Origin of the sequence: Coleofasciculus sp., from assembly GCF_046565525.1 — a bacterium.
Taxonomy (GTDB): Bacteria; Cyanobacteriota; Cyanobacteriia; order Cyanobacteriales; family Coleofasciculaceae; genus Coleofasciculus.
In genome coordinates, this window is the sequence record NZ_JBKHUP010000038.1 from 53,785 (window position 1) to 65,865 (window position 12,081).

Sequence of the window (12,081 nt, forward strand, 5' to 3'; positions counted from 1 at the left end):
TATCAGCATTTCATTTTCATAACCCGGTTTATTAACCGACGCCCTAACCAATGATCAATTGAGTCGCATAGCTAAAATACTCTTGATACAACTGACAACTCACCGTAGCCGTGGTTTCATTGAGATCCACCAAACCTAAACTCTTTAACTTAAATCCTAGTACTTGCTCTAATTCCACAGGTGCTTGCGCCCTCAAAACTTGCTTAAAACCTGTCTCTAACTCAGGATAGTTTTGCAGATAGTTTAATTCTTCGTGCAAATATTGGCTGAAAATTCCGGTTTCACTGGTGGCTGTGCTGAATAATTCCCTTAACGGGATATCGTCAAACACGCTATGATAAAGCGCTAAATTCACTAAATAGGGAAATCCGCCGAATAAACTCATCAGTTCGGCTAATTCCGTTGATGATAACTGAACTCCATACTGTCGGGCTAATTCTTCAACCTGATCAGCGGTAAACCTGGGTAAACTTAAGGATAACCCGACAGTAAACGGTGATTTATTCACATCTAAGGCAATATAACAATCGGTTGACTTAACGAGTACCAGTCTCAGGTTTTGCCAAATTACATTGTAGTTTATTTGCTCATGCCAGCTACGCAACACGGCTAAAAAGTCATGGCTTAAGGAGGGAAAGTTAAACAACTGGTTCACATCATCTAATACCAGGAGTATCGGAGAATCGATGGCTGGCAGGATATAGTCTTGGACATAGGCAGTACAACTGACTAAACTGCCCATATCTTCATCCCAGTAGTCATCGAGTTGAGACGCTAACTCAAGCTGTCGAGTCAGGTTGGCACAAAACCAGCGCCAGAATTTTGCGGTGGAACTGAATAGTTGACTCTCGACTAAGTTTAAGCTGATGTATACTGTGGGAAAGTTGTACTGTTTAGCCCGGTTGATAATTCGTTGCGCTAGAGAGGTTTTTCCCATCTTTTTTGCAGAGGTAATTCGCAGGAATCCACCAGGTTTGAGAATTTCTTGATAACACTTGGATTCGATGGGAGAGCGTTCGATATAAAACGGAGACTCTAAGGGAATGGGGCTACCGGGCAATTGGCAGGAAATCCCTTGTTGGTTTGGGCTTAACTCAGACGGGTAGAGTTGCTTTTTTTGTGCGAGTCGGTTAGATAACTGAACGTAACAATTTTTTTTGCCAATTTTTTCTCCCCAGACATAAGTAAGCTTTTCCCATAATTGCGGCGCAATAGTATGGCTAATATATCGCTCCGAATAATTTTGCTCTTCGGCAATTTCCCGATAGCTTTTTTGGGGATTATTCAGGACTTCCCAGAGTAAGATTTTCTGGATATAGTTCAGTTCGGTTTGAGTTTTATTTTTGATGGATTCCAGGGCGAAATCAAATAGCTCTTGAGTAGAATGCATATCACAACCCATTGAAACAGTGTTGAGGAAAAAAACGACAGTTCACAGGTAAAATTTGACTGTAGGGGCGGGTTTTACGACTATCTTTTCGTTGTTAACCCCGATGAGACTAAACCCGCCCCTAGCCAATGGGATAATTTGAACCATCCCTCTAGTTGAAGATGGCGAATTACTAAAGACTAAACCCGCCCCTAGCCAATGGGATAATTTTGACCCTTTGCTTCACTCAGGGGCATCTGACTTGTCATGGGAAGTCTAGAAACCTGAGTCGGGGCGGGTTTAGTTACTTATGGTTGCAACCGAAAAGATAGTGGTGAAACCCGCCCCTACACCATTCACGCTGACTTGACGCCACATACCGTCAAAAGGTTGTTACCTGAATAGATATTAGGATATCACATGGCTCCCGCCTAAAGTCGCTAACTTGAACGGTAAAATTAGCTAATTTAATATATTGACAAAAAAAAGAAATTATGTAATCAATGCTTGTTCATAAATAAAGCCCAGTCAAACGTCAACCCGTTTTTGTAAAGACTCCATGAATTTGTGGGGAAAATTTGGTGAAGATTAGGGCAGGAGCAATAGCTAACTTTATGTGTTTTTTTCGTTCTGTAATCTGGCTAGAGTAGTTCTAACGGTTCAACTCCAAAACAATAAAAACTAACGATAAAGGTGATAAGTCATGCCGACAGTAATCAATTTTGACGATTTATCTGCTGGTGCAGTTGTCAGTGATCAGTACGACGGAGTAACATTTTCAACGGAATCAGGCTATAATGTCTAGACACTCAGCTTAGCTCCTCTTTTCAACACCTCTAGTCCAAACCTCATCGGTGTAACAAATCTAAGTGGCAATCTTGATGCGAACCAAAACCTTTACCTAGACTTTGAGCAACCCGTTAATAATCTCTCCTTTAGGGTAATAGGTGACGATACCAATGGTACGGCAGCTCTGATTACTGTCTATACGGCTGATGGATCGATTGAAACCGTTAATCTCGTCACCGATGGAAATGGCTTGAACCCAGATCTTATCGATTTATCCTCATTTAGTAACATTACCCGCATTAGTATCAACACCATCACTGATGGCGGTGGTATTGGCTATGATGATTTTCAATATGAACTAGCTCCTGTTGCCAATGCCGACAGCGTTACCACAGCTCAAAATACCCCCCTCACCATTGACGTCAGCACCCTCCTCGCCAATGACACCGATGCCGATAACCCAGCTTCGGATTTACGCATCACTGGGGTTAGCGACGCAGTAGGCGGCACTGTCACCCTCAATGATAATGGTACTGTGGGTGATTTTAGCGATGACTTTATCATCTTCAGCCCAGATAATAGTTTCACCGGGGATGCTAGCTTTAACTATACCCTCAGCGATGGCATCGAAAGTAGTACGGGTGCGGTGACGGTAGGAGTGACTGCCGTTGCTGGACTAATTATCGACGGCGGTAATGGCGTTGATGCCCTCAGCGGTGACGCCGGGGATGACTTTCTCAACGGTGGCAATGGTGCAGATACCCTCGACGGTTTGGCAGGCAATGATACCTTAATCGGTGGCAGGGGTGGGGATGTCGTCAATGGTGGTAATGGTGATGACTTGCTACTGGGAGATGATCTGAATATCGGTGCTGGCGGCGATGACATTCTCAACGGCGGTGCAGGTAACGATATTCTTGATGGTGGCAAAGGTGCTGACATCCTCACAGGCGGTGCCGGGGATGACTTGTTAACCGGTGGTAAGGGTGGCGATACCTTTGTCTTCGCCCCTGGGGAAGGTACTGATACGATTAGTGACTTCCAGGTTACTACAGATTTGATTGGTCTTTCTGGTGGTTTGGACTTAGGTTCTCTCACCTTTAGTGGCGATGAAATCCTGGTTGGTAGTGATGTTCTGGCTATCCTGAATGGGGTGGATACAACCACGCTCACGGCGGCGAATTTCGTCACGGTTTAATCGCTGAAAATGTCAGGGTATTGGCTCGGCACACCTTATTTGATCAATTAATCTTGCGCCCCGAAACCGTAGGGGCGCATGGCATGCGCCCATAAAATCGACATATCTAATCCACCATTTTAGCTGTGTCAATCTAGTACCAGGGTGCACGCCGTAAATCTCAGGGTGCACGCCGTTAATGTCAGGGTGCACGCCGTAAATCTCAGGGTGCACGCCGTTAATGTCAGGGTGTACGCCGTTAATGTCAGGGTGCACGCCGTTAATCTCAGGGCGCACGCCGTGCGCCCCTACGGTTTCAATGCCGTTAATAGAAACGCGATCGCGCCAAATAGTTTATCTAAATCTGTAATCGCGATTCGGGTTTTCTCTTTGGTAAAAGTATCTAATACAAGCCGCCCCAGTTGCCATAATTCTCCATCGGTAACAATGCCATAGACAGGTTGTGTTTCATTCTGGTTCATCTTCTGTGCGGCAATTAACTCCGCAAGGCATTGCCCCCACCCTTCAATAAAGTTATTCTGTTTGGCTTCAACAACGACAATAAGCGGTAAACCCAGAATAGTTTTTCCGAGTTCTGATTTTGTTGATATTAAATAATCCGGTGTGCCTGTGAGTTTATGGTCATAAGTAATGGATTTATGACTCCAGAGTGTGTAGTTGTCAACAAAGCTTTTATAGACTTCTCTTAAGATTGGATAAATAACATTCTCACAGCGAGAGGCTTCAGATGTAAAAACATCTATATTTTCTAGGTTAAATTCAAATTCGTTACGGAAATCATCTGAAGGGTTCAAGTCAATATATGAAATAAAGCTCTCTTCTGAATACTTGATATTGTATTCTTGTTGAACTTGAGCCAGGGATTTGAAGTCTGTAAATGCCATAGGTTGTCTACCACTTTGTTCACGAATTTTATTTTTTATATTTTATTGTACCCCAGGGTAAAGGTGCGTGACGCAAGCGCTAACGCACCCTACGAACCGGAGCGACTTTAAATTCATCAAATTCAATTACATCTGAGTCTAGTTTTGTGGTATCAAAGCGATAACTACTGACGATTCCTGTGCTGGTATCTAAAATACTAAATACGGTGATATCTTTACTGGCAATATAAGGTAAGGGTTGGTTATCTTCCCCCCGTAATGGTGCAATCGTTGGCAGAATCGGTTCTAATCCATTGGGATCTCCTGTAGCGGCATACTCTTTTCCCTTTGGCACTTGGCGCTGTTTTTCGCCCAGGTAAGCCCCATAGGTATTCCCCACATTTGATGATTCCAGAAAATGGATTCCCTGAGAATTCACAAAGCGATTCCAGAGATGGGAATGTCCATATAAAACCAGTTGCACACCTGCGGTTTCGAGTAAGGGGATCACATCCCGAATAATATAATCGGCTTGGTGGGGATAGTCATAACGCACCGCCGTAATTTTGCCTTTTCTATCCCGTTCAATAGTTTGTATGGGGTCAGTATAAGGCGGGACAATATTATCTCCTAAAGAATGGGGAGGATGATGAAACATAACGATTTTGTATTTGGCTTGTTGGAACTCTGGACTGTTGAGTTCAGCCTTGAGCCAGTTAGACTGAGGACTTCCCGGTTTAATTGGTTCAAAAATATGCTGTCCATATCCCCAAGCGGTAGGATTATTTAAATCCGCTTCCCGTTCCCGATATCGTCCTTTGGCATTCGGTTTGAGGCTGGGAGTTCTCCAGATATTCGTAATGTACAGGGAAATTAGACGAATATCACCAAAGGTAATGGCATAATAGTTCTCGTTACTCGGTAGGGTAAAAATCTCGTTGTATGTATCGGTATTAAAGGAATTATCTTTGAGCCCGTTGGGATTGTGGTTAGGGTTTAATAGGGAAGAGATTTGTTGATAAATTTCTGCTGCAACTTGGCGAGGAAGGGGGTCATTGAACTGATCATTTAATCCGCTATCTGTAGAAAATCGTCCCATAACCTCGTGATTTCCAGTGGCGGGAAATAAGGGCGCATGTTGAATTAATTCACCCCCGGTGTAGAGGGTGGTGATGTTATTGTACTCCAGTTTATAATCAGCATGTCCCTGAAGTGCTGGGAAGAAAGCACCGCCGCGATTATCATCAAACCATTCGGAAGCGCGATCGGGAATATTTACTAAGTCTCCGGCGAGAAAAACGGCATCCACATTCCCCACGGTTTCTGCTACCTTTTGTAGATTGACGGCTGTCATTGGCATGAGTTGGTGATCCGAGGTGAGCAGGATTTTTAGGGGGGTATGAGGTGGAGGTGCAGAGGCTAAGGTAAAGGGGTTACTCTTGACAATTTGCCCATCATTCCGCACGCTAGTGACTCGATAGGGAACTCGTTGACCGGGAGTGAGTCGAGTTACCTTGGCTTCATGTCGCCAGATATCCCTTGGCGTCGGTTTTTGGTAAACTAGAGCATCTTCGGTTTGTTCTCCAACACGGGATTTTTGGTCTTCCCGGGTGCGAGTGAGTTTGGTGGTGTTGGCGATCGCAACCTGTCTTAGTCCTTGTCCATAAGCTACACTATGACGGGTTCCAGAAAATTCTGTAAACCAAACCACACGCACAGAGGTGTCGGTAGGCAATTGTAAAAACGGATCACTCAGCAGTTGCGGTGGGGAGAGGTAAGGGGGTTGTTGGGTAAAGATCACGACAAGGGGTGCAAGGGCAATGAAGACGAAAACTAACACCGCTATGAGTTGTGGGCGACTGCTTAAACGATTGACCATGAATCGTCTTCGAGACAAGACTGGATAGATGGAGTCAAGTTTACTTTAGCAATAAGTGAGGATAGGATGCTGTCTACAGCATTACATGACTCGTTTCTTTTAATTGTGCCGACCTAATTTATGCCCTAAAATGTCTAAGCAACCCAAAATCCCTCGTCGTACTATTCCAGTATGCGATCGCGCCATTGAACATCTTCCTGGATTGAGTGAGCAAGATTGCGCTAAGCTTCAGCAACAGGGAATTACGACAACGACTCAACTCCTCAAACTCGCCAATAGTCGCCAATCTCAACAAGTCCTAGCCAATCAACTGCAAATCAAGGCACAATATGTGCATAAATGGGTAGCACTGGCTGATTTAGCTCGCGTACCTAGTATTGGCTATGACTACTGCGGGTTATTGCTGCACGCTGGCATTATTTCAGTAAAGCAGCTTGCTCAAACCCCGACTCACAAGTTACACCAGCAAATTTTACGACTCCAAGTAGCAACGATGCAACGCCGTGATCTGTCTCCTACTGTTGATCAAGTCGCTGCTTGGATTCAACAAGCACAGGAATTGCCTAAGTTGTAGAGACGTTCCATGCAACGTCTCTACTCCTTGGCTAAGACACCATTAAGGAAAATATCAGCAATGCCTTCTGCCATTTCTTGCACATCTTTAAGGGAGGCACCTGGTTCCATAATTGTCTCATCGCTAAACCCCGCCACAGCAAACATACCTAAAAATACCCTGGCAACAACCTTGGGGTTAGTACGGCGATAGATCCCCCGCTCCATCGCCGTTTCAAAGAATGCTTCCGCCACATTAGACATTTTAGCAATGACTTCCGACTGGATGCGATCGCGTAAATCGGGGTGAAACTGGGCTTCCATAAAGCAAACCCGCATCATATCCGCATTTTTATGCATCCGCATCATCCGCCGCCGCATCACCTGCGCCACGGCTTTATAACTCCCCATTTCGCTCAATTCAGTTAGCAAATCCGTGAGCAATTCCACCCATCCTTGAGTCGCCACCTCGACTAATATGGCTTTTTTATTCTCAAAATGGCGAAATAGAGTCCCTTCAGCAACACCCGCTTTTGCGGCTAAGTCGCGGGTTGTTGTCCCGTTATACCCTCGACTGGCAAATAAACGTTGGGCAGCATCTAGGATACGCTGCTTTGTCTCTGTCTCTGACTGAGGGGGCTGATGTAAGATTCGCATTGGACTCCAAAATGAGCTGCAAGGGTTATGGGCGACAAGTTATCTATGCCAGAAAAGGCACGCTTTTAAGATAAGACGTATTTTACACTAGGTTATTTCTTCCCCCAAACGGGTGAAAATTTACAAAAAGTTAGTTGCTACGGATTACACCCGAAATAAAATCTGTAGGGGCATGGCACAGAAGAGCCCCTACAAATAGCTAAACTATATAAAGTTCTGTCACTATTGCCCCACCCCTGACACCTAACATAACGTAGCTGGCTTCTCGCGTCGCGAGGATGACAAATGACAAAAAATCGATCTATTCTGCCTTTTCCGCGTTGGACTGTTCACTTGAGAAAATACCCATGGCGCTCCATCCTGGGAGCGTTCTTAGTCGTAACCCTGGTATGGAGCAGTATACCATTGGGGGCTTTGGCTCGCACCGAAACCCCACCCACTAATGCTGAATCAATCCAACCTTATTTGGATGGCGTGATTGACCAGGTGAGCGAGTTTCGCCTGGATAATGGGATGAAGTTCATCGTCCTCGAACGGCATCAAGCCCCCGTTGTCTCCTTTGCCACCTATGCTGATGTTGGTGGTGTTGACGAACCTGTGGGCAAAACCGGTGTGGCTCACTTTCTGGAACATTTAGCCTTTAAGGGAACCACGAAAATCGGAACGCGAGATTATCAGGCAGAAAAACCCCTGTTAGACCGCTTGGATCAGTTATCGGCACAAATTAAAGCGGCGAAAAAAGCAGGGAACGAGGCAAAGGTTGTCCAATTACAAGCGGAATTTGCCCAAGTCGAAGCCCAAGCCGCTAGCTTGGTCAAGCAAAATGAGTTGGGTCAAATCGTTGAACAAGCTGGAGGCGTCGGGTTAAATGCAGCCACGTCAGCCGATGCGACAGTTTACTTCTATAGCTTCCCCTCCAACAAACTGGAACTGTGGATGTCTTTGGAGTCGGAACGCTTCCTAGAACCTGTGTTTCGCGAATTCTATAAAGAACAAGAAGTGATTCTCGAAGAACGGCGTCTGCGAACCGACAACTCGCCAATCGGTCAAATGATCGAGGCTTTTTTGGATGAAGCTTTCCAAGTCCATCCCTATCGGCGTCCTGTGATTGGCTATGACGAAGACATCCGCAACCTGACTCGTGAAGACGTGCGGCAATTCTTTGAAACTTACTATGTTCCCAGTGAATTAACCGTTGCCATTGTGGGTGATGTTGATCCCGATGAGGTTAAACAGTTGGCTCAAACGTACTTCGGGCGCTATGAGGCAAAACCTGCCGCACCTGAAGTAACCCTAGTCGAACCTCCCCAACAACAAACGCGGGAGGTGACGTTGGAATTACCGTCTCAACCCTGGTATTTAGAAGGATATCATCGACCCTCTCGTACTCATCCTGACCATGTGGTTTATGAAATTATTGGGCGTTTACTCAGCGATGGTCGCACCTCTCGCCTGTATAAATCGTTAGTCCAAGAAAAACAAGTCGCCCTCTCCGCCGCCGGATTTAGCGGTTTTCCAGGAGATAAATATCCAAATCTGATGCTGCTATATGCCCTAACTGCACCCGGACATACTGTTGAAGAAGTGGCGACAGCTTTGCGAGAAGAAATTGAACAACTCAAAACCGAACCCGTTTCACCTCAAGAGCTCGAACGTGTGAAAACTCAAGTCCGTGCTGGCTTATTGCGATCGCTTGATTCTAATATGGGGATGGCACGTAATTTAGTCGAATATGAGGTGAAAACAGGCGACTGGCGTAATCTGTTTAATGAAATCCAGGCAATTGCCCAAGTCACACCGGCTGATATCCAAAGGGTGGCTCAAGAGACGTTCACGCCGGAAAATCGTACCATTGGACGGTTGTTATCGAGTCAATAGTTTGTTGTCATTGGTTATTTGTTGGGTTGAATCTGTTGTCTTGCGAATTGTTTTTTAACGCAGAGGACGCAGAGGTTTACGCAGAGTAACGCAGAGGTTTTGGCGATTGAGTAGGTGGGTGGAAATACACTCAGTTTTATTCGGTTGTGTTAATAGTTCTAAATCTCTGACAAATGACAAAGGACAAATGACGAAGGACAAATGACGAAGGACAAATGACGAAGGACAAATGACGAAGGACAAATGACGAAGGACAAATGACAAATGAGCAATCTTATATTGAATAGATTCGGTCGCAAAGTCTGGCGCTGGTTTGGATTACTGGCTGCTACGATGCTTCTGGTTATCGTATCGCGCACGCCTGCTGTAGCGGCGACGGCGAAGCATTATACCGAGTTAACGTTTCCGCCTCTGTCAGAGATTCAGATTCCTGAGTATACTCGCTATCAACTGGATAATGGCATCGTCGTCTATTTAATGGAAGACCACGAATTGCCCTTGGTGAGTGGTACAGCGATGATTCGTACAGGCGATCGCCTTGAACCGGCTGATCAGGTTGGCTTAGCTAATATTACCGGAGAAGTTCTCCGCACAGGTGGGACAACAGAACATTCGCCGGATGAACTGAATCAGTTACTCGAACAACGAGCGGCGTCTGTGGAAACAGGTATTGATACCTCTGTCGGTAGCGCCAGTTTCAATGCCCTCAGTGAAGATGTGGATATGGTGTTTGACTTATTCGCTGAGGTGATTAAAAAGCCTGCCTTTGCCGAAGATAAGCTGGAGTTGGCGAAAAAGCAACAAGCTGGACAAATTGCCCGTCGCAATGATGATCCTAAAGATATTGCCAGTCGCGAATTTACTAAACTGATTTATGGGGATCAGAGTCCCTATGCCCGCACCATCGAATATAAAACCCTAGCTAATATATCCCGTGATGATGTGGTGGAATTTTATGAGAAATATTTCCATCCAGAACGGATGATTTTGGGTATCGTGGGAGATTTTGATTCAGACAAGATGCGATCGCGGATTCAGGAGAAGTTTGGTAACTGGAATCCCCCATCACCTCCCCCAGAGATAACCGTACCCTCGGCGTCTCAGGCAAAGGAAGAGGGTTTATTTGTCGTGGATCAGGATCAACTTACCCAAAGTTATGTGTATCTGGGACATATTGGTGGAGAATTTGATAACCCTGATTATCCGGCGTTGGATGTGATGAATCAAATCCTGAATGGGTTTGGTGGACGGTTATTTAACGAAGTGCGATCGCGCCAAGGGTTAGCCTATTCTGTCTATGGCTTCTGGAGTCCTCGCCATGACTATCCTGGGATGTTTGTTGCGGGTGGACAAACTCGTTCTGAAGCAACTGTATCCTTCATTCAAGCGATTCGCTCAGAAATTGAGAAAATCCGTACCACACCTGTTACCCCAGAAGAACTTGAGTCTGCTAAAGACCAAGTCCTGAACTCATTTGTGTTTAACTTTCAAGATCCCAGCCAAACCTTATCACGGCTGATGCGGTATGAATATTATGGGTATCCCGAAGATTTTCTCTTCCGCTATCAGCAGAAGGTGAAAGAGACGACGATTGAAGATGTGCAACGGGTGGCTCAAAAATATCTACAACCCAATCAACTGGTTACATTAGTCGTTGGGAATACAGATGCAATTCAGCCTCCCTTAACCAGTCTTTCTAACAATGTCACATCGTTAGATATCACCATTCCCGAACAAAGCAGTTAGTGGTTAAACCTGTAGGGGTGGGTTTTACAGATAACGTTCGGTTGATATCCGATAACTTGACTAAACCCGCCCTTCTAAAAAACATAGGACGAATGACATAAGACATAAAACCAATAACCAATGACACCGACCCAGTTATTAATTTTTGCATCTGCTGGCTTATTTGCCGGAATCCTAGCAGGCTTTTTGGGAATCGGTGGCGGTACAGTTCTTGTACCTTTATTAGTAACGTTAGGATATGACTATCAACAAGCCGTTGCTACAAGCACCCTGTCAATCGTCATTACAGCGATTTCGGGTACATTACAGAATTGGCGGCTGGGTAACATAAATTTTAAACGCATCATTGCCATTGGCTTTCCGGCTATAATAACAGCGCCGATTGGCGCTTATTTAACAGAATTATTTGCCGACTACTGGTTAAAGGCGGCATTCGGACTATTACTCCTAATTAATATTTACTTAGTGCGACTCCGCAAACGTTTGAAAGCCAGAGAAAAGCAAGACGCTCCAGAAACGGAAAATCAACGACAAACTCCACACTCGAAAAGCAAAGCAGCATTAGCCAGAATTGCCACAGGAAGTGCCGCCGGTTTACTCGCTGGCGTATTTGGTGTGGGTGGAGGCGTGATTATGGTGCCCTTGCAAATTTTACTCTTGGGAGAGAGCATTAAAACGGCAATTCAAACCAGTTTAGGCGTGATTGTAATTACCGCAATTTCGGCTTGTGTCGGTCATGCTGTACAAGGGAATGTGTTATGGATTGAGGGGTTACTTCTGGGTACAGGGGGTTTATTGGGAGCGCAAATTAGTACCCGTTTTTTGCCTAAATTACCGGATCAAGTGGTTAGTTTAGCATTTAGTACATTACTGGCTATCTTAGCCATTTACTTTTTCTGGCAGGCATGGCAAAGTTATATAAATGGGGGCTGATATCAAATCCGGGTTAGCCACCCCCTTGATAATCTAGTCCGCGCAGGCGGACTACCCTTCGGGAAGGCTTCGCCTATGTTTGTGTAGCAGCGATTTCAATCGCCTCCTCAAAAAGGGGGACTTTAACGGTAGCAGGGTGTGTTACCCGCATTTCTCACAAACTAATTTGAGAAGCTAATTTGAAGGGGAAAAGTAGAAGTTTTCATGCGCAGAATAG

The 12,081-nt window shown here is 45.2% G+C and carries 9 protein-coding genes; 5 read left to right on the top strand and 4 right to left on the bottom strand.

Annotated features, from left to right (window positions below; all coding sequences use genetic code 11):
- Positions 1-43 precede the first annotated feature (43 nt).
- Positions 44-1,390, bottom strand: a complete 1,347-nt coding sequence (locus ACLGGO_RS15390; RefSeq protein WP_446419952.1) for an AAA-like domain-containing protein — start codon at positions 1,388-1,390, stop codon at positions 44-46.
- A 1,018-nt stretch (positions 1,391-2,408) separates the two neighbouring features.
- On the opposite strand from ACLGGO_RS15390, the gene ACLGGO_RS15395 reads away from it, so the two are divergent.
- A complete protein-coding gene (locus ACLGGO_RS15395; protein ID WP_446419953.1) occupies positions 2,409-3,356 on the top strand; it encodes a calcium-binding protein in 948 nt (315 codons plus the stop codon).
- 287 nt (positions 3,357-3,643) lie between these two features.
- Here ACLGGO_RS15395 and ACLGGO_RS15400 read toward each other — a convergent pair whose 3' ends face one another.
- Complete coding sequence (locus tag ACLGGO_RS15400) at positions 3,644-4,240, bottom strand: hypothetical protein (protein ID WP_446367931.1); 597 nt, start codon at positions 4,238-4,240, stop codon at positions 3,644-3,646.
- A gap of 79 nt (positions 4,241-4,319) precedes the next feature.
- Complete coding sequence (locus ACLGGO_RS15405) at positions 4,320-6,098, bottom strand: metallophosphoesterase family protein (RefSeq protein WP_446419954.1); 1,779 nt, start codon at positions 6,096-6,098, stop codon at positions 4,320-4,322.
- 130 nt (positions 6,099-6,228) lie between these two features.
- Here ACLGGO_RS15405 and ACLGGO_RS15410 point away from each other — a divergent pair, with 130 nt between their 5' ends.
- On the top strand, positions 6,229-6,672 hold the full coding sequence (locus ACLGGO_RS15410) for a DUF4332 domain-containing protein (protein ID WP_446337652.1): 444 nt from the start codon (positions 6,229-6,231) through the stop codon (positions 6,670-6,672).
- 20 nt (positions 6,673-6,692) lie between these two features.
- Here the strand turns inward: ACLGGO_RS15410 and ACLGGO_RS15415 are convergent, their stop codons facing one another.
- Complete coding sequence (locus ACLGGO_RS15415) at positions 6,693-7,307, bottom strand: TetR/AcrR family transcriptional regulator (protein ID WP_446419955.1); 615 nt, start codon at positions 7,305-7,307, stop codon at positions 6,693-6,695.
- A gap of 285 nt (positions 7,308-7,592) precedes the next feature.
- Between ACLGGO_RS15415 and ACLGGO_RS15420 the strand changes: the two genes are divergently transcribed.
- From ACLGGO_RS15420 to ACLGGO_RS15430, 3 genes are all read left to right on the top strand, one after another.
- A complete protein-coding gene (locus ACLGGO_RS15420) occupies positions 7,593-9,185 on the top strand; it encodes an insulinase family protein (protein WP_446419956.1) in 1,593 nt (530 codons plus the stop codon).
- A 264-nt stretch (positions 9,186-9,449) separates the two neighbouring features.
- Positions 9,450-10,931 (top strand): M16 family metallopeptidase, encoded by a 1,482-nt coding sequence (locus ACLGGO_RS15425; RefSeq protein ID WP_446419957.1) that lies wholly within the window; start codon positions 9,450-9,452, stop codon positions 10,929-10,931.
- A 120-nt stretch (positions 10,932-11,051) separates the two neighbouring features.
- Entirely contained in the window at positions 11,052-11,864 is an 813-nt protein-coding gene (locus ACLGGO_RS15430; RefSeq protein WP_446419958.1) for a sulfite exporter TauE/SafE family protein, read from the top strand.
- Positions 11,865-12,081: the final 217 nt, after the last annotated feature.

What these genes read in the sequence shown, in the direction of transcription:
- ACLGGO_RS15390 (WP_446419952.1), bottom strand. Translation starts at nt 1,390, where the DNA reads ATGCATTCTACTCAAGAGCTATTTGATTTCGCCCTGGAATCCATCAAA.
- ACLGGO_RS15400 (WP_446367931.1), bottom strand. Translation starts at nt 4,240, where the DNA reads ATGGCATTTACAGACTTCAAATCCCTGGCTCAAGTTCAACAAGAATAC.
- ACLGGO_RS15405 (WP_446419954.1), bottom strand. Translation starts at nt 6,098, where the DNA reads ATGGTCAATCGTTTAAGCAGTCGCCCACAACTCATAGCGGTGTTAGTT.
- ACLGGO_RS15410 (WP_446337652.1), top strand. Translation starts at nt 6,229, where the DNA reads ATGTCTAAGCAACCCAAAATCCCTCGTCGTACTATTCCAGTATGCGAT.
- ACLGGO_RS15415 (WP_446419955.1), bottom strand. Translation starts at nt 7,307, where the DNA reads ATGCGAATCTTACATCAGCCCCCTCAGTCAGAGACAGAGACAAAGCAG.
- ACLGGO_RS15420 (WP_446419956.1), top strand. Translation starts at nt 7,593, where the DNA reads ATGACAAAAAATCGATCTATTCTGCCTTTTCCGCGTTGGACTGTTCAC.
- ACLGGO_RS15425 (WP_446419957.1), top strand. Translation starts at nt 9,450, where the DNA reads ATGAGCAATCTTATATTGAATAGATTCGGTCGCAAAGTCTGGCGCTGG.
- ACLGGO_RS15430 (WP_446419958.1), top strand. Translation starts at nt 11,052, where the DNA reads ATGACACCGACCCAGTTATTAATTTTTGCATCTGCTGGCTTATTTGCC.